The sequence below is a fragment of the Magnetospirillum gryphiswaldense MSR-1 v2 genome (genome assembly GCF_000513295.1).
Taxonomy (GTDB): domain Bacteria; phylum Pseudomonadota; class Alphaproteobacteria; order Rhodospirillales; family Magnetospirillaceae; genus Magnetospirillum; species Magnetospirillum gryphiswaldense.
In genome coordinates this window covers 2,470,526-2,494,372 of record NC_023065.1, presented here as the reverse complement: position 1 = coordinate 2,494,372, position 23,847 = coordinate 2,470,526, and the positions used below count along the sequence as shown (strand labels likewise).

At 60.5% G+C, this 23,847-nt stretch carries 27 protein-coding genes and 4 pseudogenes; 21 read left to right on the top strand and 10 right to left on the bottom strand.

Translation table 11 applies throughout. The annotated features are described in order from the left end of the window. The first annotated feature begins 34 nt into the window (after positions 1-34). The 10 genes from mamO (at position 35) to MGMSRV2_RS11690 (ending at position 9,069) form a co-directional block, all read left to right on the top strand. Positions 35-1,933: a magnetosome protein MamO gene (gene mamO, locus MGMSRV2_RS11735; protein ID WP_024080584.1), complete on the top strand. Its 1,899-nt coding sequence runs from the start codon at positions 35-37 to the stop codon at positions 1,931-1,933. A gap of 27 nt (positions 1,934-1,960) precedes the next feature. Then, a complete protein-coding gene (gene mamP / locus MGMSRV2_RS11730; protein ID WP_024080583.1) occupies positions 1,961-2,773 on the top strand; it encodes a magnetosome magnetite formation protein MamP in 813 nt (270 codons plus the stop codon). 34 nt (positions 2,774-2,807) lie between these two features. Next, positions 2,808-3,461, top strand: coding sequence for a magnetosome protein MamA (gene mamA, locus MGMSRV2_RS11725; protein ID WP_024080582.1), 654 nt, complete (start codon positions 2,808-2,810; stop codon positions 3,459-3,461). A gap of 50 nt (positions 3,462-3,511) precedes the next feature. Next, a complete protein-coding gene (gene mamQ / locus MGMSRV2_RS11720; protein ID WP_024080581.1) occupies positions 3,512-4,330 on the top strand; it encodes a magnetosome protein MamQ in 819 nt (272 codons plus the stop codon). Between the two features lie 32 nt (positions 4,331-4,362). Further along, the gene (gene mamR, locus MGMSRV2_RS11715; protein ID WP_234016311.1) at positions 4,363-4,581 is read left to right on the top strand and encodes a magnetosome protein MamR; all 219 of its coding nucleotides are present in this window, start codon (positions 4,363-4,365) and stop codon (positions 4,579-4,581) included. After that, complete coding sequence (mamB, locus tag MGMSRV2_RS11710; protein ID WP_024080579.1) at positions 4,578-5,471, top strand: magnetosome biogenesis CDF transporter MamB; 894 nt, start codon at positions 4,578-4,580, stop codon at positions 5,469-5,471. Before mamR (MGMSRV2_RS11715) ends, mamB begins: the two co-directional genes overlap by 4 nt. Before the next feature lie 115 nt (positions 5,472-5,586). Continuing rightward, entirely contained in the window at positions 5,587-6,030 is a 444-nt protein-coding gene (mamS, locus tag MGMSRV2_RS11705) for a magnetosome protein MamS (protein ID WP_234016312.1), read from the top strand. Between the two features lie 55 nt (positions 6,031-6,085). Beyond that, complete coding sequence (mamT, locus tag MGMSRV2_RS11700) at positions 6,086-6,580, top strand: magnetosome protein MamT (RefSeq protein WP_084028067.1); 495 nt, start codon at positions 6,086-6,088, stop codon at positions 6,578-6,580. A 41-nt stretch (positions 6,581-6,621) separates the two neighbouring features. Continuing rightward, positions 6,622-7,515 (top strand): lipid kinase MamU, encoded by an 894-nt coding sequence (gene mamU, locus MGMSRV2_RS11695; protein ID WP_041633589.1) that lies wholly within the window; start codon positions 6,622-6,624, stop codon positions 7,513-7,515. Between the two features lie 330 nt (positions 7,516-7,845). Further along, positions 7,846-9,069, top strand: coding sequence for a coiled-coil domain-containing protein (locus tag MGMSRV2_RS11690; RefSeq protein WP_024080575.1), 1,224 nt, complete (start codon positions 7,846-7,848; stop codon positions 9,067-9,069). Positions 9,070-9,314: 245 nt separating this feature from the next. Here MGMSRV2_RS11690 and tnpC (MGMSRV2_RS11685) read toward each other — a convergent pair. Next, a pseudogene (tnpC, locus tag MGMSRV2_RS11685) lies at positions 9,315-10,303 on the bottom strand (IS66 family transposase); the annotation flags it as partial. Between the two features lie 185 nt (positions 10,304-10,488). Here tnpC (MGMSRV2_RS11685) and tnpC (MGMSRV2_RS11680) point away from each other — a divergent pair. The 4 genes and pseudogenes from tnpC (MGMSRV2_RS11680) to MGMSRV2_RS11665 form a co-directional block, all read left to right on the top strand. Then, positions 10,489-11,481: pseudogene (gene tnpC, locus MGMSRV2_RS11680) on the top strand (IS66 family transposase); the annotation flags it as partial. Positions 11,482-11,909: 428 nt separating this feature from the next. Beyond that, entirely contained in the window at positions 11,910-12,224 is a 315-nt protein-coding gene (locus MGMSRV2_RS11675; protein WP_052588956.1) for a hypothetical protein, read from the top strand. Positions 12,225-12,379: 155 nt separating this feature from the next. Then, the gene (locus tag MGMSRV2_RS11670; RefSeq protein ID WP_024080570.1) at positions 12,380-13,009 is read left to right on the top strand and encodes a ParA family protein; all 630 of its coding nucleotides are present in this window, start codon (positions 12,380-12,382) and stop codon (positions 13,007-13,009) included. A gap of 2 nt (positions 13,010-13,011) precedes the next feature. Continuing rightward, on the top strand, positions 13,012-13,626 hold the full coding sequence (locus MGMSRV2_RS11665; RefSeq protein ID WP_024080569.1) for a hypothetical protein: 615 nt from the start codon (positions 13,012-13,014) through the stop codon (positions 13,624-13,626). Positions 13,627-13,755: 129 nt separating this feature from the next. On the opposite strand, the pseudogene MGMSRV2_RS21570 reads toward MGMSRV2_RS11665, so the two are convergent. From MGMSRV2_RS21570 to MGMSRV2_RS11645, 5 genes and pseudogenes are all read right to left on the bottom strand, one after another. Next, positions 13,756-13,959: pseudogene (locus tag MGMSRV2_RS21570) on the bottom strand (IS701 family transposase); the annotation flags it as partial. Between the two features lie 70 nt (positions 13,960-14,029). Next, positions 14,030-15,059 (bottom strand): annotated as a pseudogene (locus MGMSRV2_RS11655) (IS256 family transposase); the annotation flags it as partial. 307 nt (positions 15,060-15,366) lie between these two features. After that, positions 15,367-15,543 carry a hypothetical protein gene (locus MGMSRV2_RS21445; RefSeq protein WP_024080566.1) on the bottom strand — a complete coding sequence of 59 codons (177 nt, stop codon included), beginning with the start codon at positions 15,541-15,543 and terminating at the stop codon, positions 15,367-15,369. A gap of 21 nt (positions 15,544-15,564) precedes the next feature. Then, the gene (locus MGMSRV2_RS11650; protein WP_041633587.1) at positions 15,565-15,987 is read right to left on the bottom strand and encodes a putative toxin-antitoxin system toxin component, PIN family; all 423 of its coding nucleotides are present in this window, start codon (positions 15,985-15,987) and stop codon (positions 15,565-15,567) included. Continuing rightward, positions 15,984-16,208 (bottom strand): AbrB/MazE/SpoVT family DNA-binding domain-containing protein, encoded by a 225-nt coding sequence (locus tag MGMSRV2_RS11645; protein WP_024080564.1) that lies wholly within the window; start codon positions 16,206-16,208, stop codon positions 15,984-15,986. The genes MGMSRV2_RS11650 and MGMSRV2_RS11645 overlap by 4 nt, the downstream gene beginning before the upstream one ends. 268 nt (positions 16,209-16,476) lie before the next feature. Here MGMSRV2_RS11645 and MGMSRV2_RS11640 point away from each other — a divergent pair. The 3 genes from MGMSRV2_RS11640 to MGMSRV2_RS11630 all read left to right on the top strand — a co-directional run bounded on the left by MGMSRV2_RS11640 (position 16,477) and on the right by MGMSRV2_RS11630 (position 19,450). Beyond that, positions 16,477-17,438, top strand: a protein-coding gene (locus MGMSRV2_RS11640; protein WP_144084247.1) for an IS630 family transposase whose coding sequence is annotated in 2 segments (ribosomal slippage) — positions 16,477-16,825 and positions 16,825-17,438 — 963 coding nt in all. Because the reading frame shifts where the segments join, the coding sequence is not laid out codon by codon here. Positions 17,439-17,516: 78 nt separating this feature from the next. Beyond that, the gene (locus MGMSRV2_RS11635; protein ID WP_024080563.1) at positions 17,517-17,900 is read left to right on the top strand and encodes a TolC family protein; all 384 of its coding nucleotides are present in this window, start codon (positions 17,517-17,519) and stop codon (positions 17,898-17,900) included. Between the two features lie 590 nt (positions 17,901-18,490). Continuing rightward, positions 18,491-19,450, top strand: a complete 960-nt coding sequence (locus MGMSRV2_RS11630; RefSeq protein WP_024080560.1) for a cation diffusion facilitator family transporter — start codon at positions 18,491-18,493, stop codon at positions 19,448-19,450. Here MGMSRV2_RS11630 and mamR (MGMSRV2_RS21090) read toward each other — a convergent pair. From mamR (MGMSRV2_RS21090) to MGMSRV2_RS11615, 4 genes are all read right to left on the bottom strand, one after another. Continuing rightward, a complete protein-coding gene (gene mamR, locus MGMSRV2_RS21090) occupies positions 19,447-19,752 on the bottom strand; it encodes a magnetosome protein MamR (protein WP_024080559.1) in 306 nt (101 codons plus the stop codon). The two genes, MGMSRV2_RS11630 and mamR (MGMSRV2_RS21090), sit on opposite strands and share 4 nt — an antisense overlap. Before the next feature lie 13 nt (positions 19,753-19,765). Next, positions 19,766-20,119 (bottom strand): CZB domain-containing protein, encoded by a 354-nt coding sequence (locus MGMSRV2_RS11625; protein WP_024080558.1) that lies wholly within the window; start codon positions 20,117-20,119, stop codon positions 19,766-19,768. A 29-nt stretch (positions 20,120-20,148) separates the two neighbouring features. Continuing rightward, positions 20,149-21,111 (bottom strand): CDF transporter MamV, encoded by a 963-nt coding sequence (gene mamV / locus MGMSRV2_RS11620; protein ID WP_052588954.1) that lies wholly within the window; start codon positions 21,109-21,111, stop codon positions 20,149-20,151. Positions 21,112-21,277: 166 nt separating this feature from the next. Next, positions 21,278-21,511, bottom strand: a complete 234-nt coding sequence (locus MGMSRV2_RS11615; protein ID WP_024080556.1) for a DUF2798 domain-containing protein — start codon at positions 21,509-21,511, stop codon at positions 21,278-21,280. 158 nt (positions 21,512-21,669) lie between these two features. On the opposite strand from MGMSRV2_RS11615, the gene MGMSRV2_RS11610 reads away from it, so the two are divergent. From MGMSRV2_RS11610 to tnpB (MGMSRV2_RS22415), 4 genes are all read left to right on the top strand, one after another. Beyond that, entirely contained in the window at positions 21,670-22,866 is a 1,197-nt protein-coding gene (locus MGMSRV2_RS11610) for a hypothetical protein (protein WP_024080555.1), read from the top strand. A 242-nt stretch (positions 22,867-23,108) separates the two neighbouring features. Continuing rightward, complete coding sequence (gene tnpA, locus MGMSRV2_RS11605; protein ID WP_024080554.1) at positions 23,109-23,483, top strand: IS66-like element accessory protein TnpA; 375 nt, start codon at positions 23,109-23,111, stop codon at positions 23,481-23,483. Then, complete coding sequence (gene tnpB, locus MGMSRV2_RS22420; protein ID WP_024080553.1) at positions 23,480-23,659, top strand: IS66 family insertion sequence element accessory protein TnpB; 180 nt, start codon at positions 23,480-23,482, stop codon at positions 23,657-23,659. The genes tnpA and tnpB (MGMSRV2_RS22420) overlap by 4 nt, the downstream gene beginning before the upstream one ends. Then, a complete protein-coding gene (tnpB, locus tag MGMSRV2_RS22415; protein ID WP_024080552.1) occupies positions 23,637-23,828 on the top strand; it encodes an IS66 family insertion sequence element accessory protein TnpB in 192 nt (63 codons plus the stop codon). Before tnpB (MGMSRV2_RS22420) ends, tnpB (MGMSRV2_RS22415) begins: the two co-directional genes overlap by 23 nt. Positions 23,829-23,847: the final 19 nt, after the last annotated feature.

The following is a 23,847-nucleotide window of genomic DNA, read 5'->3' as shown; positions in this document are numbered from 1 at the left end:
ACGACAGGAACTCGAATGAACGTGGAAAGCGGCCATGATTGAAATTGGCGAGACCATGGGTGATCAGCCCACCAACAAAATCGTCTTTTGCGAGCGGTCGTGGAAAGCGCCTGTCTCCATCCTGGCGTTCCTGATCCTAGTGACTTTCGCCTGGGGGGCCTATCTCCTCGACAACTACGACGAGGACGACTACTTCCGTGGTAGCGACGATATGTCGGTCGGCCAATTCCTGGTCCGCAACGTCGCCATGCCTGATGTGCAGCGGCTGTACTATACAGTACCACCGGCGGTGGTCGGTGTGGGGGGCGGCGGCGTCAATGCCGGTCCCGTCGCTTCGGGTGCCATCGTTGGCGCCAATGGCTATGTCATTACGACCCTGCATTCCGTCGCCAATGTGCCGGACATCACGGTCCAGGTTGCCACCTCTGCTGGAATCCGTCGGTTTCCCGCCCAGGTGGTCAAGACCATTCCGGGCCATAATCTCGCGCTGCTGAAGTTGCAGACGACCGAGAAGTTCTTGCATTTCCGCATGGCAAACATTCAAACCGTGGTCCCCGGCCAGCAGGTTTTCGCCTTCGGTCGGAACATGGCCGGTGCGCCTCTGGTACGGCAGGGCATGGTGCAATCCTCCGATGCTCCGCTGGCGGTGGGGACCACTCAGATCACCCATCTGCTGCGTTCCGACGCGGTCTATAGCTGGGAGCAGACCGGCGGGCCTCTGGTCAATGCTCAGGGTGATCTGGTCGGTATCAACATTGCCGCAACCGGTCCCACCGGCAAGGTCGAAGGCTTTACCGTTCCTGCTCAGGTGATCGTCTCCCATCTTCAGGACGTCGTGCGATTCAAGACCGGTGGCGCCGCGGGAGTTGCTCCTCCCGCGGCCCAAACTGTGGCCATGGGATCCTCTAGCTGGTGGTCTAAGGCCAAAGCGGTGGTCGGAGGGCCGACCGCCGTACCGGGAATGGGCATGAATGTGGTGCAAGGGACGGTGACGACCGGGATTCCCTCGGGCATGCCGTTTGTCGATACCGACCATGTGGGAGGGGCCAAGATCGGCGGATATTCCATCGCCGATATTCTCGGCCTAGGCATGCTTGCCCTGGCGGCCGGTGTCACGGGTGGCATGATGACCATGGGCGGCGGAGTGCTTCAGGTCGCTGGCATGATGGTCTTCTTCGGCTATGGCATGTATCTGATCCGGCCGGTGGTCTTCCTGACCAATGTCGTGGTCTATGGCGCAGCGGCGCTTCGCAATGATAAGGCCCAACTGGTTCAGTGGGACAAGGTGAAACCGCTGATCCCTTGGGGCGTCGCTGGCGTGGTCATCGGTTATTTCATCGGTAACGCCATCGGAGATTCCGTGGTGGGCGTGCTGCTTGGTCTCTTCGCCCTGATCATGGCAGGCAAGGCGGTGTTGGAAATTCTGCAACCCAATGCGGGGGAGGATACGGCTGAAGCCATTGCTGCCGCCGAGGCTGGCGATGAGATGGACGAACTGATGGCTCTGGCGGAAGGAACAACCAGGCCCAAGACCAGCGGCATTGCTTTGCCAGAGGGGCCGACCCGTTCAGCGGTGCTGGGGCTGCCCATGGGCCTGTTCAGCGGCATTCTCGGGATCAGCGGCGGCGTCATCGAGGTTCCGTTGCAGCGTTATATTGGGCGGATCAGTCTGCAGAACGCCATTGCCAACAGTTCGGTCCTGGTGTTCTGGGCCTCGGTCGCCGGTTCAGTGGTAGCCTTTATTCATGGCGGCAGCACCGGTCTTATTCATTGGGAGGCTCCGGTAACATTGGCGCTGGTGATGATCCCAGGTGCTTATGTTGGCGGCATTCTCGGCGCTCGGTTGATGCGGGTGTTGCCTGTCCGGGTGCTTAAGGGTATCTATGCGGCAACCATGGCCGCTATCGCCATCAAGATGCTGACAACGGTGTGATGGATATGGTTTTGGGATTAGCCGGGAATGAATAGCAAACTCGTCCTGCTGGTGGTGGGTGTCGTTTTTGCACTGGTGCTTGTCATTGGGCGGCAGGGGGGCGTCGTTGCTCCTCAGTCGATCAGCGTTTCGCCTCAGATGTCGACTGCGGCTCCGGTCGCTGCCCCGATTGCTTTTCCGCAGGCGACCAATGTGGCCATGGCGGTGGAGCCCATGGCCGCGGCGGGTGGTACCGTGGCTGCAATGGAGTCGCCCTTGCCCAATTTCGTTCCGCGCAATCTCAAGGTCTTTGAAGGCCATTGGCAGGGCATGGACGGACGTCTGATGACCGAGGAACTGGCCCGAAAGTTGAACTATCCTCGTGGAGTGCAGGGCGTTCTGTTGGGCGAGGTTACTTTGAACGCGGCGTTCAGCGGTCTGTTGGGGGGGGATGTCGTCGTTCGGATTGATGACACTCCAGTCACCAATATGGAAAATTTCCAGGCAGCTACCCGCAATGTGGCGAACCGGTCCGAGGCGCGGATCAGCGTGATCCGTAAGGACAACCGTCCCGGCACCCCGGTCTTGCGCAAACTGACCGTGGTTTTGCGCGCGGCCGAAGGCGGTTTGGGCTTTGCCCAGTTGGAAGGCGCCCCCATGATCCTTCCGGGCGATCCTCGGCCCCATGGATATCGCGGCGCCTGCACCGATTGCCATCCGGTAGGCCAGGGATTCGAATTGTCGCCCGATCCTGATCTCATCAGCCTGCCGCCTTCGGCCATAACGCGTGATGCGGTTACCCGGGGCGTCAGTCCCCACGAAGTTCGTGGCCCGTGCGAAGCTTGCCACGTGATAAATTAGCCAGAGCCACCGGATTGGGATTTTGGAGAACAGTATGTCTAGCAAGCCGTCGAATATGCTTGATGAAGTTACCCTGTATACTCACTACGGCCTATCCGTGGCGAAGAAGCTCGGTGCGAATATGGTCGATGCTTTCCGGTCGGCCTTTTCGGTCAATGATGACATTCGTCAGGTGTATTACCGCGACAAGGGCATCTCTCACGCCAAAGCCGGTCGTTATTCCGAGGCAGTGGTGATGCTCGAGCAGGTTTACGATGCCGATGCCTTCGACGTGGAAGTGGCGCTGCATTTGGGAATCGCCTACGTTAAGACCGGGGCCGTTGATCGCGGCACCGAGTTGCTTGAGCGCTCCATCGCCGATGCGCCTGACAACATCAAGGTCGCGACCGTCCTTGGCCTGACCTATGTGCAGGTGCAAAAATATGATTTGGCCGTGCCTCTACTGGTCAAGGTGGCGGAAGCCAATCCGGTGAATTTCAATGTCCGCTTCCGTCTCGGGGTGGCGCTGGATAATCTGGGCCGCTTTGACGAAGCCATCGACAGTTTCAAGATCGCTTTGGGGCTGCGTCCCAATGAAGGCAAGGTGCATCGCGCAATCGCGTACAGCTACGAGCAGATGGGCTCGCACGAAGAGGCTTTGCCGCATTTTAAGAAGGCCAATGAACTCGATGAACGTTCGGCCGTCTAAGCAGTCGATGTAGAAGGTCTCATTGAGATGACGATAGCAACGAGGCGGATATGGCAGTAAGCGATGCGGACGCCAGTTCGGTCGATAAGGTCGAATCCATTACCCTACAACGGGTCAAGCAGTCGGAGGAACTGCTGGCCCAATTGTATGTGGTTGAGGAATCGCCCCGGCGCATGGGACGGGGGCCGGTGCAACTCATGCTGGCCATCTCGGTGCTGTCGCTGGTTGCCTTCATCACCACCTTGCTGATGCGCTATAACGCCTTTGTCACCATGTACGAGGATGCCCAGGCCAAGCGCTCCAATTTCGAGGTCATGATTCAACGCCGCGACAATCTGTTTGGCAATTTGGTCAAGTTGACGCTGAATCATGCCGCTTTGGAACACTCCATCTTCTCTCACACTTCCGACAAGCGTAAGGAGTCCGTGGAAGCCGGCAAGGGCGGCCCGATCGGTTCGGCCATCGAGCAATTGATGAAGCAGGGCGGAATCGGAAAATTGCTGGGCGATGGCGGGGCCGGCAAGGCCCTGTTGGGGGCCGATGGTGGTTTCGGCAACGCGCTGGGGCGGCTGATGGCCATTGTCGAGCAGTATCCCACCGTTCAGTCGGCGGATACCTACAAGCATATGATGACCTCGCTGGTGGATATGGAAGACCGGATCGCCAGCAAGAGGGAGGAATTTAACGCATCTGCCGCGACCTATAATGTGGCAATCACCAAGTGGCCGTGGGATTATCTGGCAATGATCACCGGGTTCAAGCGCGTGGAGTATTTCCACGAAAAGCCTGCAGGCGACACGCCGATCATTACGCCACAGATTTTCCAGGAACTACTGCCTCTCACCCATTCGCAGGAATCCAAGAATTGATTTGGACAGCAGTGATCAAGGGAAGTGCCTTGATGACCTTTGTTCAGGGCGCCATGGCTCTGGTGGACAAGGTATTTGGCGAGGAAATTCTGCCGCACCGCATCTATAGCAGCGGTGAAGCGGCGCAGTTGCTGGGAATGGAACGGCTGCAGGTGCTTGAGATGGTCCGGGCGGGGACGATCAAGGCGAAGAAGGTTGGCGATAATTATCGAATCCTGGGCTCCAATCTTGTGGAATACATGAACCGATGAAGTTCGAAAATTGCAGAGACTGCCGGGAAGAGGTCGTGTGGTGGGCATTCACCGCCGATATCTGCATGACCCTTTTCAAAGGCATCTTGGGGCTGATGAGCGGCAGCGTCGCTCTGGTGGCCGATTCGCTGCATTCGGGTGCCGATGTGGTTGCCAGCGGCGTGACCCAGCTGAGTCTTAAGATCTCGAATAAGCCTGCGGATGAGCGCTACCCGTTCGGATACGGAAATATCCAATACATCTCGTCGGCCATCGTGGGGTCGCTGCTGCTGATAGGCGCCAGCTTCCTGATGTATGGGTCGGTGGTGAAGCTGATTTCGGGCACATACGAGGCGCCCAGCATTTTCGCCGCCTTGGGCGCGTCGGTGACGGTGATCGTCAACGAGCTGATGTATCGCTACCAGATCTGTGTTGGCAACGAAAATAACAGCCCGGCCATCATCGCCAATGCCTGGGACAACCGTTCGGACGCCATTTCCTCGGCGGCGGTGATGGTTGGAGTGATCGCCTCGGTGATCGGTTTTCCCATCGCCGACACCATCGCCGCCATCGGCGTGTCGGCCCTGGTCGGTCACATCGGTCTGGAATTGATCGGAAAGGCGGTTCACGGCCTGATGGACAGCTCCGTGGATACCGAACTGTTGCAGACGGCTTGGCAGATCGCCACGGATACGCCGCTGGTCCACAGCATCTATTTTCTGCGTGGACGCCATGTGGGCGAGGACGTGCAGTTCGATATCCGTCTGCGCGTCGATCCCAATTTGCGGATCAAGGACAGCTCGATGGTGGCCGAGGCGGTACGCCAGCGCATCCAGGATGAAATCCCACACGCCCGAGATATCCGCCTGTTCGTCAGCCCGGCTCCCGCCGCAGTGACGGTCCGGGTCTGATCAGGAGAGGGGAATCATGGACTTTCGGCCTGATCAAGTGGTAGCCCGCATCCGGGGCGCGGTGGAAGGCGCTTTGACCGCTCAATCCGTGCTTGGAATCGGGGGCGCTCTAGTCTTGATTCTGGTTGTTATAGCCCTGCTTCCCGATCGCTTTACCCGTGGGGAAGGCAAGACCGCCACCGCCGTGTCCTCTGGCGCCGCGCAGGCCCTTCCCGCCGCCTTGCCTGGGTTATCCCCCTTCACGCCAGCCAAGCCCCTGCAGTTCAGCGGGCGCGTCACCCAGGTTGCCAGCATCGGCAATGATGTGGGCTGGGGGCAGGTCCATGTCTGGATCGACAACGGTACAGGGGCCTTGCAGGAAATTTCGGTGGCGCCGCAATCCTATCTCAACCAGATTGGCTGCCCGTCCTTTGACGGGGCGCGGATCAGCGGCATTGGTTTCTTGTTCGATGCGGGACGTCCCAATGCCGAGCTTTACGCCAAGTCCGTTCTGGTGGGGGGGCGGACATGCAAGTTGCGCGATGACGAGGGTTTGGCGCTGTGGATGACCGTGCAGTGAGCCATATGGGACAGAGAGGGTGAACATGGGTACGCCAGGGGGCGGCCGTCGCTGGATGACCTTGATCTCGATCACCTTGCTGATGGTGGTCGGACTGGGACTCTATTGGGATGAGCTGTCCCTCTCCGCCGGCATCTCCCCCGCCACATCGCCCCGTCGGGCGGAGGGGCTTTTGTTGGGGCGGCTGCCCTTGCCCATGGAGCCTTCGATTCTGTCGCCGCTGGAGCATCTCATTGAGCCGCCGCTTCAGTACAAGCTGATGACCATTCGTCATATCCCGCCGGTAATGCCGGGGACAGGCATGCCCCATCCCTATGTGGGGGATTGCATCCAATGCCATCTGATGGTCGGTGGCCCCGCTGCCGGATCACAGTTCAAGACGCCCTATGGCGCCGTACTGGAAAACCTGTCGCGGGTCCGCAAACTGGGGCCTCCCATTCTTCCCACGACGCGCCAGCCGCATCCGCCTGCCGGGCGCTGCATTAAGTGCCATGACATTGTGGTCAAGGTGCCTGTGGAAAAGAAGTCCGGCATTAAATGGCTGTTGTAAGCGCCGGTGTCGTCCTTCGCTGAACAGGGGCTGTGTGGAAGATGCGGATCGCCGCAATCATCAATGCGCGGGCCGGAACCGTGCTTCGGATGTCGCCCTCCGCCGTGACGGAGCGACTATCGGTCGTTTGGGGCTCGCTTGGGCATGATGCCGCGATCATTCTTGCCGAAGGTAAGGACATGGGGCGGATGGTCCGGAAGGCTTGCCGCGATCCCGACATACGGGCGATCATCATCGGCGGCGGTGACGGATCTCTGTCACGGGCTCTCGAACATGTGCTCGCAAGCGGCAAATCGCTGGGTGTCCTGCCCCTGGGCACCATGAACTACATGGCGCGTCAGATCGGAATGCCGTTGGATCTGGCCCAGGCGGCGGTGGCCTTGGCGGGAGCCGTCCAGACTCCCATGGATGTGGGACGGGTCAATGATCGTTATTTCCTTATCCGAGCCTGTTTCGGCGCCTTTCCCGAATTCATTCAGTCGCGCGACCGGGTCCGGCGCAAGGGGGGAAGCTTTCTTGAAGGCGCCCTGGCCGGATTGAGCGGAGTGGCGCGGCGCTATCGGATTGTGGAGGCGGAATTGTCCAGCCCAGGGGGGCGCGCCCGGATCGCCACAAGCTTCCTGATGATTTCCAACAATCTGTGCCGGGACTCCGACCCGTTCCTGCTGGAGCGTGAACGGATGGATGGCGGATCCCTGGGGGTTTATGTGGGGCGCAGCGCCGGACCGGTCGGGCTCATGGAATTGGGACTTCAGGCCGCTATGGGGCGGTGGGCCAGCAACGAAGCCTTGTTCCAGGGTGAGATGCACTGGCTGGAGGTTCAAACCGAACAGCGCAAGCCGCTGATTTCCATTGATGGCGAGGTGGAGAAAATGGAAGGTCCCTTCCGCTTCGACATTCTGCCCGGAGCGCTTTCCATACTGGTTCCGAAATAACGCCGCCATGGCCATGGTGGTGCAGTTGCCTTCCATACCGCCCTACTGCCATGGAACTGGCGCCCGCTGCCGCGCGTCGCCGACAGTCAGGCAGCCTGATCGGTCAGCAGGGTGGCCCCGGAGCCGACTAGGCCGGCGTGGGTAGGCTTCCTCGAGATCTTATCCCTGCATGGTTATTTCATTCAAAGGGGGGAGTGTCAGATTACAGTGCGTTGACTGATACTTTTGGCGCGACCGAATCTACGCTTGCGCGTTGCGCCGTTTTTAATCCCGTGTTACCAATGAATTGGAAACTTTTGTTCACGTTGCCCCGAAGAGATGGGCTCGGTCATGAAAAATATTGCGGACCCCCTTCCGTTTGACGGTGACGAACCAATGCCCAGGCGCCTTCATATCGTCAGCGGGCAGGTGGAACCGTTGCCGGACGACAACACGGACCAGGCGTTGATAGCCCAACAGCCCGCAGCCATGGAGGAGACGGACATCGTCGCTCTGCTGCAGGAATGTGAGGGCGACGAGGACGGCCTTCCCACCGCGGCCTTCGATACCCCCTTCCCTTCCCTTCCCAAACCCGAACCCGAAGCGCTGGCCGAGAAGGTACGGGCCCCTGTCCCTATGTCAGGCATCGGCGATCACGGGGATGCCATCATGGCCGTGATTCGTGACGCCCTTGAGGCGGAGCGGCACCATGCCGATCAGGACCTTGTGGCGGCTCGCATTCGGACCGAAACGCTGAGCGCCGAGATCGACGACCTGCGCCGCTCGGTCGAGGATGTTCGCCGCTCGGCCTCAGAGCAGGTCGAGGCCACTCGCGCGGTGGCGGCTGAGCAGATCGAGGCCGCCCGGTCGGATGCGGCCGAGGCCATTGGGCAACTGACCCTGACGTTGGATCAAGTTCGGCAGTTGCGGGCTCAGGTAGACTCCCAGAGTAAACATTTATCCGCCCTGATCGGCATTGAGGAAAAAGCCCGTAGCCTCGACGCGCAATTGGTCGAAGAGAGGACCCGCAACGCCGAATTACAGGAGCGCATGCAGGTGGTCGCCGAGGGCCGGACTGCTGCGGAGGAAACGGCCGCGAAGGCGCGGGCGGCGGCCGAGTTGGCCCGACGCGAACTGGCCGCCGGAAGGGCGCTCCATGCCGAACCGAGTGGTGTCGGCGAGATTGTGGCAGAACATCGTGTTCCGGTGGTGTATGGCGGCGCCGTGTCGGGCGCGCTGTTTCCGGTTCAGATTACCGCGGTGGTCGAAACCCAGACCTCGGCCGAAGATCGCACCGGCCTCGGCGCCGTATTCGATATCCGGCTCGCCACCGCCATTCCTTTGGACACCGCCAGTGGGCCGGCATCTCCCCACGAAGTGGTGGACCGGGTGGTCAGCCTCGCCCATTCCATGTATCCGAACGCGGTGCTGACCATCGCTTTCGGCGACGATGGCGACCGCCGGGCCGTACAGGGCCGCTATCAGGATGTCACCTTCACCTCCGCCGATGTCGATGACCGTCGGCGCAAGGCGGCCCAAGTGCTGGCCATCGCCGCAGGCAACTTGTCGCAGTAGCCTGATCCGCTATGGTAAGCGCATCATGTCCGGATCCCATGGCGTTCCGCTCGGCGTCGGAGCCGTCCTGTCCAGAATGAAGGAACGGGTGTGTCTGACGTCAGCACCCGTGGAACAAATCGGGGCATTTGCGTAACGGAGGATTTCTGGCTCATCGTAGTGACCGAAGGGAACGAAGATGAGACAGAAATCCGTGGCGCCGAGCGTAAGCATCCGGTGAGAACCGCAGGTGAGTGCTGCTTTGATCAGGCTGCCTGACTGTCGGCGACGCGCGGCAGCGGACGCCAGTTCCAAGGCAGGAGTTCATCGATCCGGTTGGCGGGATGCGCGGCGATGCGGGCCAGGACGTCGGCCAGCCAGGCTTGCGGATCGATGTCGTTCATCTTGGCGGTGACGATCAGGCTGTAGATGGCGGCGGCACGCTGGCCACCGCGATCCGAACCGGCGAACAACCAGGATTTCCGGCCCAAGGCGAAGCCGCGCAGGGCGCGTTCGGCGGCATTGTTGGGCAGGCAGACGCGACCGTCGTCGAGGAAGCGGGTGAATGCGTGCCAGCGCTTGAGCATGTAGTCCATGGCCTTGGCGAGATCGTTGCCGCGCGAGAGCTTGGCGCGCTGTCCGCGCAGCCAGCCTTCCAGATCTGCAACCAAGGGGGCGCTGAGCTCCTGGCGGACGGCACGGCGCTGCTCGGCGGTCTGGCCGTTGATCGTCCGCTCGATCTCGAACAGCGCGTCGATGCGTTGGACCGCCTCCAGGGCCAACGGTGAAATCGGCGCCGTGGTCTTGCCGCGCGCCTTGCGCCGCGCGTTCTCGGCGAGATCGGCCATGATGAAGAACGGACGCCGCGCATGGACCCAGCAGGCCGCCGCCAGAATCGGGCCCGGCGTGCGGTCTGGCGCATAAACCTTGCCATAGCCGCCATAGGCGTCGGCCTGGAACAGCCCGCTATATGCGGCCAGATGGGCCTGGGGATGCTCGCCGCCTCGGTCGCGCGAGTAGTAGAACATGGCTGCCGGCGGCGAAGGCCGCAGTCATTTGAATCGGGCGCCTGCGCGCCCGGCGGGGCTTGTCCACCGAAGGGGCGGTCGTCGCGCACGTAGACCCAACATCGGCCAGTGTCGGTCTTGCCCTTGGCCAGAACCGGCACGGTGGTGTCGTCGCCGTGCAGCCGTTCGGCGGCGAAGACATGGGCCTCGATGCGGCGGATCAGCCCATCGAGCGCATTGGCAATGGCATAGGCTCGCGCGGCAGCCCGCCCGCTGCCGCAATGCCGTGCCCAACCGCGAAGTTCCGAAGATGTCTTGGCTTCCGATATCTTGAGACGACCGCTCATGGCTCCCCCCAATCTGGTGGAGCCAGTGAATTACACCCCGCGTTTCAGGGGAAGCCCCGATGAGCCACTTCGGACGTCGAGCGGTATCACTGCTGGCGATGATCCTGTTCGAGAAATTCGGTCAGCATCAGCCGCTCAACCGCCAGGCCGAGCGCTATGCCAAGGAGGGCGTGCCGCTCAGCTTGTCCACTTTGGCCGATCAGGTGGGGGCCGGCTGCGCGGCGCTGGAGCCGCTGATCCGACGGATCGAGGCCCATGTCTTCGCCGCCGAGCGCCTGCACGGCGACGACACGACCGTGCCGGTCCTGGCCAAGGGCAAGACCGATACCGGGCGATGTTGGGTCTACGTGCGCGACGACCGCCCCTTCGGCGGGCAAACTCCACCAGCGGCCATGTTCTACTATTCCCGCGACCGGGGTGGTGAGCATCCCCAGGGGCATTTGGCCACCTATGCCGGGTTGTTCCAGGCCGACGCCTATGGCGGCTACAACAAGCTCTGCGCGCCCGACCGCGAGCCGGGTCAGATCCTGGAAGTGGCCTGCTGGGTCCATGCCCGCCGCACATTCTTCGTCATGGCCGATCTCGCCGAGAGCGCCCGCCGCAAGGCGCAGGGCAAGACCACGGCCGTGATCTCGCCGCTGGCGCTGGAGGCGGTCCGGCGCATCGACGCCCTGTTCGAGATCGAGCGGACCATCAGTGGCGAGACGGCCGAACGGCGCCGCGCCGTCCGCAAGGAACTCAGCGCCCCCTTGGTCGCCGATCTGGAAAGCTGGATGCGCGAGCAACGCGCAAAGCTCTCGCGCGGCAATGACCTCGCCAAAGCGATGGACTACGTGCTCAAGCGCTGGCCCGCCTTCACCCGCTTCCTTGATGATGGCCGTGTCTGCCTGTCGAACAATGCGGCTGAACGCGCCCTCCGCGGAATCGCCTTGGGCCGGAAATCGTGGCTGTTCGCCGGCTCCGAGCGTGGCGGGCAGCGAGCGGCGGCCATGTACAGTCTGATCGTCACTGCCAAGATGAACGATATTGATCCGCAAGCCTGGCTGGCCGATGTGCTGGCCCGCATCGCCGCCCACCCCGCCTGAAAGCTACGGCGGGGCCTCCGGCTTTCACCGGATGCTTACGCCAAAGCCCAACCCAAACAAAAATTTGACGTGCTAATCTCGTCCTATGGTATACTGATCAGCATCACAACACGGCTTGGATGTCCCCATGTACCCTCCCTCCATGACCGGAATGAAGCTCGCGGCATCGAAATTGCTCTCGGGAGCGCTTTTGGCCCCCCCCCTGACCATTAGCATTGGACCCGGACTTGTCGCTATCGGCATATTTGGCGCCGCCTGCATCAGCGTATACATGTACACAGTGAACTCGCTGTCCCATGGCAAGTCTAGCCTTTCTGTCGCGACACCGCCGATTTGAAACGCCTCACTTCCACCGGAAGCGGAAAAAGGAAACCGGCAGGCCGCGCGGCTTGACGGTCACTCACGGCAGAGACAATGACATAATGAGCGGTAGTGACAATAAAGAGGCGGCCCTTGCCATCATCAGAGGCATTGTTGGCGCAGCTACGGATATCACAAAATTGGCGAGGGAGATGGAGCAGGACGACAGCGTGATTGTCGCCGCCCTCACGACACCCCTTCCTGCGCCCCCTCCCGTGGAGTCCATCAAGCCCGCCGCAGCCGCGTCGGCACCGACACCGACACTGCCGGCAGCCCCATTGGCCGAAGCCCCCAGGGCAAGCTCTCAGGCCGATGTTATGAGCCAGCTTCTAAAACGCAAACCCAGCAAGACCCACAAGAAGGACGAGGACGACTGAGCTTCGCCTTCTGCGGGCGGACACTGGGCCGGATGGCAAAAGCCTCCGGCCCTTTCTGTATTCCAAACCTAAGACATGTCTTAGGTTTGGAATTCCCCGCGCGACCACATGCTGTTATACCCCACAACGTCATAATACGAAATGGGGGTACAGCAATGCGCAGGCTTGTGATCTCGGGGCCCAAGGGCGGCATCGGCAAAGCCACGCTATCGCGCAACCTCGCCGTCGCCGCGGCTATCGACGGATTGTCGGTGGCGACGTTAGACCTCGATATGCAGCGCAGTCTGACCAAGTGGTATTCCAAGCGCCCTGACGACATGGCGCCCATTCAGCACTACGAATCGACCATGGCTAAGGATGACGTCAAGGACGCCCTGGACGGCATCCAGGTCCACGACCTCCTGATCATCGATACGCCGCCCTCCATCGAGGACCACCCCGAGTCCTTCAGGATGCTGGCAAACGTGGCCACGCTGATGCTGATCCCGACCGGCCAGTCGGACGACGACCTGGATTCCGTCCGCCCCTGGATGCGCTTCGTCCGCAAAAATCAAGTCGAGGCCGCTTTCGTGCTCAACCGCGTCAAGCCGCGCGCGCGTAGTTTTGTCGAAGCCAAGGCTATCCTGGTCAAGGAGGGCAGGGTCTGCCCCATCGAGGTGCCGGATTACGAAGATATCGCGTTCACTTCCTCCCGCGGCATCGGCCTGCTCGAGCTTAAGGGCGGGAGGGGGAGCGAGTATGTCGCTGGTGTGTGGGCGTTCGTACGTGCCGAGATGGGGATTTGACCATGAGCGGGTTCCGTCAAGTCACCAAGGCCCAAGCTCGCGGACATCTATCGCGCGATGAACGCATTGCCCGCCTTGAGGGCACAGTGTTGACGCTTGATCGGCGCGAGGAATTTGTCGAGGAGATCTCGCGCCTGTGGCGTGATGCCCAGGACACCTTCCTGACCATCGGCCGCTATCTCGTCCAGGCAGCCGAACGGCTTGAGCACGGCGAGTATCAGGCCATGGTCGACAACCAACTGCCATTCGGCTACCAGGTGAGTTACCAGCTGCGCAAGGTGGCCGAGGCCATCGATGGCAAGCGCCTGCTGCTCGAGGAGCTGCCGCCGTCCTACGCGACCATTTACCAATTCACGACCCTGACCGACGAGCAATTGACCCTGGCCAGGCAAACCGAGCCGCCGCTGTTGCGGCCGACGGTGAAGCGCGAGGAGATCGTCACATTCAAGCGTGAGATGGCGCGCAAGGTCGCGTCAGAATCGCCCGCCAATCTCCCTGACCCCGCGAAGCGCGTTGCCCAGCTCAAGCGTCGCAAGGAGAACTTGCTCAAGCAGCAGGCGGCAATCCTGGTCGAGCTGGCTAAGATCGAGGAAGAGCTGACGCTGGTCGCTGACTAGCTCTACTGTGTCATAAGCAAACGATATTCAATAATTGGCCGTTGGCAACAAGGACATCTTGGTAATCGTCGGGCGAGTGCCCGTGTCAATCGAATCCGTATGGTGGTGATCGACGTCGTCACGTGGCGCTCAGGCCGGACGGGCGGATCCTCGGGGTCGGTAACCGTCGGGCAAGGCAGGCGCTTGGCGGATCGGGGCGGAGCAAAGTCCTGAGGGGGGAATCAGACTCCTCTCGGTGATGAGGAATCCGTAGGCGGCGATGCAGAAGGCTGCGTGGTGGTGGAATCCGCGCCACCCTCGACCTTCGTAGTGGCCGAGGCCGAGTTCCTGCTTGGATCGTGTCCCTGGGATTGGTGTAACAGCGAGATCGCCGTTTGATCTCCGGCAGGCTTGGCCGGTTTGATCAGGCTGCCGCGACGGGCGGCAGGCTGGTGAGGGGATCATCGCCCATGGTAGCGATGGTTTCCAGGGTCATGTATCGGGATCGCTGGACGGCCCATTCATCGTTCTGCTCCAAGAGGATGGCGCAGATCAGGCGGGTGATGGCGGCCTCGTTGGGGAAGATGCCGACCACTTCGGTGCGGCGCTTGATCTCGCCGTTGAGACGCTCGATAGGGTTGGTCGAGTGCAGTTTGGCGCGAAGGGTCTGCGGGAAGTCCATGTATGCAAGGACGTCCATCTCGGCCTCGTCCATCAGGTCGGCCAGTTTGTACGCCCTGGGGCGGAGTTGGTCGGCGACTTGACGCCATTGGGCATGGGCGGCGGGGGCGTTTTCCTGGGCGAAGGCGGTGCCGATGAAGGCGGAGACGACGCGGCGGCCTTGTTTCCCGGCGTGGGCCAGCACGTTGCGCATGAAGTGGACGCGGCAGCGTTGCCAGGTGGCGTTGAGCACCTTGGCGATGGCGGCCTTCAGGCCCTCATGGGCATCGGATACCACCAGCTTGACGCCGCGCCGTGCCAGCTTGCGTAGGAAGTCGGTCCAGAAGGTCTCGGCCTCGCTGGGACCGATGGCCATGCCCAGCACCTCACGCCGCCCGGCTTTGTTGGCGCCCACCGCGATGGTCACCGCGACGCTGACGATGCGGCCGTCCTGGCGGACCTTGACGTAGGTGGCGTCGAGCCAGACATAGGGCCAGTCGCCCTCGATGTGGCCGTTCCAGGAAGGTGGAGATCTTGCCGTCGATCTCGGCGCACAGGCGCGAGACCTGGCTTTTGGAAATGCCGGTCATGCCCATGGCCTTGACCAGATCGTCCACCGAGCGCGTCGAGATGCCTTGGACATAGGCTTCCTGGATGACGGCGGTCAGCGCCTTTTCCGCCATGCGGCGCGGTTCCAGGAAACATGGCAGATAGCTGCCCTTGCGCAGCCTGGGGATGCGCAGTCCCACCGTGCCCGCTCGGGTCTCCCGGTCGCGATCACGGTATGCGCGTCGATTACGCGCAGACCATCGACCGCCCCCGGCGTGCAAAGCCGGTAGTGGCTCAGGGGTTCACTTCCGTTCGGTGCTGCGGTTCGCCTCGGGCTTCTTCCCCACACGGCCTCGCGGCGCCAGGGTCATGGGCGTCTCACGACGGCGGACCCTGCGTGCAGTTGCCTCCAGCTCGCGGTTGCTACCAACTCGCCCCGCGAAGGACTTTCACCTTCAATCCAGTGCCCATGCCAGGCACACCTTCAGTGGCGTGCGACAAACGCCCTGGCCGGGTCAGCTCGCTCAGCCTAGTGCGCTACCGCTGCAACGACTATGGGGGGATGTTCTGGCGGCTGATGTTGCTGTCGGTTTGATGGTCGGCAAGGAAACGAACGCTTTCCAAAGTGTTGACGATCACATCGCCGATGCTGGTTTCGAAATCATCGAAAGTGCGGATGCGGTATTTGTTCTTCAGCTTTTCTTGCCTGCACGGACTTCGACGCGGCAAACCTCTTGGCTCATATGGGGATCAGCGCCCCAGCATGTCCCCGGCCTGCGCGGGCGTGACGATGGGGACGGGGAATTCCTGTGTCAGGGCCAACAAATCGCGGTCGCCGGTCACCAGCGCGTCGGCACGCCCGGCGATTGCCAATTCCAAAAACGGATGATCGAAGGCATCGCGGCATTGGGGGATGGTCGGCGGCGGATTGGGGATGATGACCGTTTCGCACCAGGGCAGGTAATCGGCCAAGACGGCTTGGCGTTCGTCTTCGCTTAGGCGGAATTTGGGATAGGTCAGCACCCGCAGCAATTCGGCGGCGGTGTCGTGGCTGATTAACGGCGTGAACGCCCCCGATTGCCACGAGCCGCGCAGCCATGCCACGGCCCCGCTTTGGAACAGCAGGGCCGACAGCAAGACGTTTGTATCCAGCACGATGCGCGGGCGGTTCATGCCCCGCGTCGCGCCCAATTCACCGCATCGGCGATGTCGGCATCATCCATGCCCAATTCGGCCAGTTTGGCGCGCACCGCATCGGCTTGGTTGATGCGTACCGGCGTCAACACGATGCGTCCGTTTTCCTCGGTCACGTCGAAATATTCCGCGCCCGGATAATGCGACACCAACGCCTTGGGCAGGGTCAGTTGGTTCTTGGCGGTCAATTTTGCCAGCATGGCGGCCTCTTGGTAAGGAAGTAAGGAAAATCTACCCACGACGCGCAGCCATGGCAAGGAGTTGCGTCGTCGATGAAGCGATAGCGTTGCAGCGCCCGTTTGCGACTTTTCTGGAACTTCTTGGGTTCCCAGCTCATAAAATCATGCACGGTTTCGCCGATCTCGGCACTTAGAGCGGTTTCACGCCGAGCGGAATCGGTAGAGGATTCCCCCTGAGGTCATTTTGTGATTCAACATCTTCGGTAACAACGCTCCCGAGGATGATGCGATGACGTGGCGCTCAGGGCAGTCCTATTCTCAGGACTTGCGCGATAGAGTTTTGGCGGCTGTGGACAGCGGCATGAGCGCCTACGAGGTGGCGCCGCTGTTCCGGGTGAGCGTTTCGTACATCTACAAGGCCCAAGGCCGCCGCCGGGCCACCGGCGAGACGACGGTGAAGCCACGGCCTGGGCGGCCAGGACAGAAGCTGGCGGCTCACCTTGAGGCGTTGCAGGCGCAGATCAAGGTCGAGCCCGATGCCACGCTGGCTGAGTTGCGCGCCTGGGTTCTGGCCGAATTGGGCGTGTCGATCAGCGTCGGCGGCCTGTGGAACACGCTTGAGCGGCTCGACCTCAGTCTGAAAAAAAGAGTGCGCATGCTGCCGAGCAGGAACGTCCCGACGTAGCCGAAGGACGCATCGCCTGGCGAGCCGAGCAGCCGGCGCTGGACCCAACCCGCTTGGTCTTCCTTGATGAAACCGGGGCATCGACCAACATGACCCGGCGCTACGGACGGGCGCCGCGCGGTCAGCGGCTGCTGGCTGCGGTGCCGCACGGTCATTGGAAAATGACCACCTTCGTCGGGGCGCTCCGGCATGACGGAATCTCCGCCCCCTTCGTCATCGACAAGGCGATGAATGGCGCGATCTTCCTGGCCTATGTCGAGCAGGTCCTGGCTCCGACCTTGCGGCCCGGCGACATCGTCGTAATGGACAATCTGCCCGCCCACAAGGTGGCAGGGGTCAAGCAACTCATCGAAGCCCGAGGGGCCACCCTGCGGTATCTGCCGCCCTACTCCCCAGACCTCAATCCCATCGAGCTCGCCTTCGCCAAGCTCAAGAGCCTGCTGCGAAAGGCGCAAGCCCGCACCATCAACACCTTATGGGACGTGATCGGAAAACTCATCGACCTGTTTCCGCCCGAGGAATGCGCCAATTTCTTCGCCCACGACGGATATGGACGCTCGATGTGAAAATGCTCTAAGCAAGCCGCATCAGGTTCCGTACCGCAGGCGACGGAATAGGTTGCTGCAAGACCCTGCATTTGGGCGGTGACCCTGCGTCAGCTGACCGCCATCCAGCAGGAATTGTCGACCGCCGAGATCGAGCTGGCGGCGCTGATCAATCTGCCGCCGGGAACGGTGCTGAAGCTCGACGTGCCCGCCGAGATGAATGTTCCGGCCTGGGAATTGAGCCTGGACCGCATGGAGGAACTGGCCTTCCTCAACAACGCCGATCTGCGGGAACAAGGTTATCAGAGCCGGATCACCGTCAACGACACCAGGAAAGCCATCGCCCGGCTGTTCCCCGGCATCACCTTTTCCACCAGCCGCCAGTACGACCACAACTCGTTCCTGATGGATAATCATTGGTACGAGGCCGGCGCCAAGCTGAGTTGGAACCTGATGAACCTGATCTCGGCCCGGACACTCTGAATTACAACGAAACCGCCGAGGATGTGGCTGCGTCCAAGCGCGCGCGGTCTTCGGATCGAACGATAATACTGACGGTCTGTGCCATGCCCACAGAATCGCATGGATCAGACCCGTTGTGAATCCTCTGATTGGTTTAATGCACTAGGGCATCGCCGGGGCGGTTTGCAGTGCAATGATAGGCGACGCGCCGGCCATTGGCGTCGAACCGCGTTGGCGGCCAGCGACTGCTCCGCCGCCGACACCCAGGGATTGTTGCGGGCGTACCAACCGGCCCGCCGCGCCGCCGTGGTGGCGCCGGCCTGGATCGAAGAGTTGATGCCATCCACCGTGCGGGCGCCGTCCCAACGCCGACCGCCGCCAGCCGCGTCAAACGAGCGGCGGCGGTCGAGGCCAACGGCGCGGAGAAGGGATTTCCACATGCCCCCGATTATCGGAGTCGGCGGATTCCCTGGCTATTCAGACAGTTTTGGAATGTTTGGCAAGAGCGAGGATGAGAGAAGTGGTAGATTGGTATTGTCGCATCAGTGCTGCACCATAAACGGATGAGTCTGGGGGGCACCGGGATTATTAGAGTTCAAAGGATTGCCTCTATGACACATTCCGCTCTAGCACCTGAAGAGGTCGCTCGCCTGAAGAAAGCGGCGACGGCAGCGTCTTTGGCTACCGCCACCGTCATGATTGGCTTGAAGGTCGGGGCATGGGCCATAACCGATTCCATAAGCGTCCTGACCTCGATGATGGATTCCATCCTCGATTTTAGCGTTGGGTTGATGAACTTCGTTGCGGTTCGCAAGGCGTTAAGTCCAGCAAATCGGTTCCATCGCTTCGGGTTTGGAAAGGTCGAACCTCTGGCGGTTCTGGCTGAAGCAGTCTTCCTGTTCGGTGTGGCCATTATGATCATCATCGAGGCCATTGACCGTTTACGCCACCCCCATCCCATCTCTCATGCCGAGTTGGGAGCATGGGCCATGGCGGCGGTCATCGTTCTGACCATCGGGTTACTAATCTATCAGCGCCATGTGATCCGCAAGACCGGCTCCCTGGTCGTTCAGGCCGATGCGATCCACTATGCTGCAGACGTGATGATCCATGTAGGCATCATCTTTTCTCTGCTGCTGTCTGATCTGGCGGGTGTGTTTTGGGTTGATTCGGCCTTCGCATGCGGCGTGGCCTTCTATCTGGTCTGGAATGCGAAGACGATCCTGAGCGAATCCGTAGGGATTCTACTCGATGGCGAATTACCCGACAACGAGCGGCACAAAATCCGGGATCTGGCCTTGTCCCACCCGGAGGTCAAGGGAGTTCACGATCTGCGCACCCGTTCTGCGGGGCCGCAGAAATTTATCCAACTCCATGTCGAAATGAACCCCAACCTGTCACTGCGTGACGCGCATCGCTATACCGAGGAAACCATCGACCTCATCCTTGCTGCCTATCCCGACGCCGAGGTCCAAATTCACGAGGAACCGGTGGGCATGCCCCGCCACCGCTCGTGGTGCGCCGAGGCAGGACCTATTATTCCAGGCCAATACGCTGGACCGAAAGATTAGTCAGTGGATGACACATTGGGTGATGCCAGATAATTGATCAGTGACTGGCCGACGATCAGATAGTTGCCGTTGCCACCCTTGGTGGCTTGGATTGCGCCACTCTTGATGAGCTTGAGCACATCCAGACGAGCCATATCCAAAAATTCAGCAGCGTCGCCGCTGGAATAGATACGCGATGGCTTTATCGTATTGGAGCCGTAGTGTTGGCTAAGTCCGAATAGTCCAAGAACGATACTAACGGCCGAAGCTAAAATTTCCAGAATCTTGTCAATGGAAACAAGTGACCTGGATGACTTGGCCATGGGTTTCTCCTCCTCAGCTGGTCTCATTGAACCCAGTGTAGCGATATTCGAACATAGTCAGCATAAATATGAGGTCTTGGCTATCACGCTTTAGCTCGTCGAGAGCAACCTCTGCCTCCACAAAATTACGCTGCCCAAATAATTTTACAAGAATATCGGCTGTTTCATGAAAATGCCGATGACGTTTCTCCAGAAATGAAATCTCTGGGTATGCACTATATTTTTCAAGTGCCTCTGAATAAATCCATTTTCCGAGTTCGCATGTCCGGCAGGACTCAAGTGCTGGCGCAGATTCGTGCCGGATCTTCTTTTCAAGCTGAAGCAGCCATCGGAGGTGAACCAGCCGCGCTTTCGATATGTCAATCATGCTGCCTCATCGTGAGTTATGGCGTAAAATCAATCAGAAGGGAGACTTGGCGACGCAGAATCTTGTTTTATCGCGTCCGCGAATAAATGATCTGCCCAGTAATCTGGGACATCGTCATTTCGGTTCGTGTCTGGCACCGTTATGATCCACGCATGTTGCACCTCTGGAAAACTATCAAGGATATTCTCCCTAAGGCTGTTGACGATGGCGTTGCTTTCAGCAACCGTCAGCATCTCGTCAATTGAAACATGCATATATATTTCCCAGAACTCGCCCAGGCTGCGGCCGCGGATCAACTTGATTTCTCTAACGCCCTTTGTCGCCCGTGACTTGCGGGCGATTTTATCAAGTTTGTCGCGCGGAACTGTGACGTCCAAAAGACCTTTGATGGCATCCCAAGCGATGATTCTGCCGATATTCATGACGATTAGGGAGACGAGGAGCGCAGCGATGTGATCAGCGGCTGCAATTCCAGCATCGGAAAGAACGATTCCGGCGAATACGACGATGGAGGTGATCGCATCAATGCGATTGTCACGGCTCGCAGAACGGAGCGCGATATTGTCATTTTCCGTGGCGACGCATGAAAGATAGCGCGACATCAATTCGCTAAAAGCAGCGGAGACTATGACGCCGACGATGGCAAACAGAGAGCCCGTTGCCCCCACGGTGTTCGGCTCATTGAAGCTCGTGCTGGCTAGAAAGACGCCGGTCCCGATGAGGGATATTCCGATTATGAGCGAGGTAACGAACAGAATCTTTCCTGCCCCAAACGGAAAAGTCTTGCTCGGAGGAATCTTGGAAATTCGGATGCTGGCGAGGGTCAGGCTCTTGGTGATGGCGTCACCAATGGAATACAGTCCCTGTGCTGCCATGCCCATGCTGCCTGACATCACACCAAGCAGGCTCCGGAATATCGCTTGGGCCAGCGTGCCTCCCAGATCTAACCGCGCAGCTTTTTCGACGCAGCTTATGCAGCCAGAATTTCCCATATGAACGGCCAGTCCTTTGCAGGTTCGGGGCAAAGATAGCCTCCATCCTGAGGCCGAGGAAGCGCTAAATCATATTCTCTTTGCGGGAGCGACCTGCCCAGTGGTCAGGAGCTCTGCCCCCACCTACTTTTTGTGCCCGCCACTGATGGGTGTTTCGCGCTAAGTGCTAAGGCATCTCGACTAAGCGGCCCGTTAGCCGCCGGGCCACCGGCGCCAGGAAATAGATCACCGGGACGCCGACCACATAGGCGATGGCGAATGCCTTCAGCCAGCGCCCCAGGAAATCAGCCCCGAAACCCACATTGACTGCCGTGATGACGAAGGTCATCAGTGAGATCATCATTGCCCCCATTATTAGGGAGAAGACCAAATGGAATCGGGTTTTGGGCAACTTGCTCATGAGGCACTCCTGGCGGCTCGATCAGTGATGGACGGTGTGGGCTCGATCCGCCTTCGTTGGTCTCCGGTCACTAATTCTCACGAAACAAGGGGGTTGTGTTTCGACGCTGGCAGTGGTTCGATCCGACCCTGAACTAACTCATAGGGCTTACACGCTGAATGAAGACACTTTCAGCTTGTCGGGGACTGATTGGAATTGCCGATGACGGTCTGCGGCGGGTGATGCGGGAGCTGCTGCTTGGCGTCAAGATGCACGAGTTCGAATTCCTGGCGGATGTGGGGGGGCTCGCCTATGCCATCCGGGCAAGTCATCAGGCTTTCGACCTGATCATAATCCAAAATGATTTGCCTGGGGGGGGGGCGGCGGCTGTCGCTCGTTGCGTCCGCTGGGATATGCCCGCTCCGCTCAATAATCTACCGATTATCAGCATCGGTAGGGACTGGACCCATGAGATGCTGGCGGAGGTGCGGGATGCGGGGATCTGCGAAATCATCACCATGCCAACCTCTCTCACGACGGTGCAGGCCAAGCTTGTTTGCGCCATGGACGGCAAGCGTCCCTTCCTGTCCACGGACATGTATCGCGGTCGTTGCCGACGGCGGCTGTCCGCGAAGGGCTATCAGGGGCCATTTCGCCGGGCGGAGGACCGAATTGCCGAGCAGCTGAATTCAGCTATCTCGAAATCCGAGCGAAGGGCGGTACGCCAAGAGCAGCAGGGGGGCGCTCTGCCTCTGGCGCCCCCAGCCCCACCTCCATCCTCAGGGGGGGCGCGAGCCTCGGTCAGCCCGGTCGACAATGACGTTGAGGAGGAGGGCGGAGACCGGCAGACCCGTGCGGTAATCGACAAGGCATTCGTAGTCGCGCGCCAGGTCGAGCAGCTTCTGGCGCGGATTGCGACGTCCGGTGGAGGTAAGGAGGTTGCTGCGTTGCATCTGGTGGTGGCCGATGCCGAGGAGCGTTTGATCAACCTCATGGTGCTGGTGCAGATGCGCGTCGAGCAGCATGGATGCTCTCCTTCGGATATCGAACGATTACGCGCCATCCGTAAATTGGTCGATGCAAGTGCTGTGTCACTTTTGCGGAGACAGCTGTCCCGGCTGATTACATCCGGCGAAGCCATCCTGTCGGGTCGGGGCGGATTATCTTTCAATATTAGCGTCGCCATGCAGGCTCAGATGAGCCACGTTCACTTTCTAATCAATGTTGGGGGGGGGCTTGAAAAACTGGATAGCGGCACGATAGAGGAGGTCGCCAAGGCTGATTATATAGTAAGCCAAGTGACGCAGAGGGAGGCCGGGACCATGACGCTGCGCCAGTTCGATGATGCATCCTCGTCTGTACGGCCCCGCGCTTAACCCGACGGAAGTTGCCCAATCGTTTCCGATTATGCTAGCAGCGGTGGATTGGTGGTGCATGGTCACTTGCGGCGACTGCCTCGACTTCAACAGACTCTGGCCCATGATCGGGCCGTCGGCGGGTTGGTCATCTGATTTCGGGATGGTGGTTGAAGGGTTTCCTTCCGGGGAAGGCCGCCTTGGCAAGCAGAGACCGATGCCGGAAAGTTTGACCTTTAGTCGGACTAAAGGTCGGGTTGACGATGAAAGTCGAGGTCCTGTCGGGTGTTGAGCGTCGGCGTCGCTGGCCTTGGGACGCGAAAATCCGTTTGGTAGAGGAGACGCTGGCGCCTGGGATGACGGTGGCTGAGGTGTCACGCCGGCATGGGGTGGCGCAGAGCCTTCTGTTCTACTGGCGGCGCCTGGCACGGGATGTCCAGCTTGGGCCGCATGGGGCGCCGGTGCTGCTCCCGGTGGAGGTCACCCCGTCGGCGGCGGTGGCGCCGGTCACGCCCGAGCCGGCCCCGCGGCGCGGTTTGATCGAGATCGAGCTTGGGGACGGTCGGTTCGTCCGGGTCGATAGCGACGTCGATGCGGGCGCCTTGCGCCGCGTTCTCGATGTGCTGGAGCGGCGATGATCCCGGTTCCGAGCAATGTCCGCGTCTGGCTGGCAGTGGGCCGCACCGACATGCGGCGCGGCATGAACGGCCTGGCGCTGCAGGTGCAGGAGGCGTTGCAGCGCGATCCCCATGCTGGTGATCTTTTCGTCTTCCGGGGGGCGCCGGGGCGACATGATCAAGATCATCTGGCATGACGGGTTGGGCATGTCGCTCTACGCCAAGCGCCTGGAGAAAGGGCGCTTCATCTGGCCGTCTCCGGCCGACGGCGTGGTGGCGATTTCGGCCGCGCAACTCGCCTATATGCTGGACGGGATCGACTGGCGGCACCCGCGCCAAACGTTCCGTCCGCAAAGTGCCGGATAGACCGCCCCGCCATCATTTT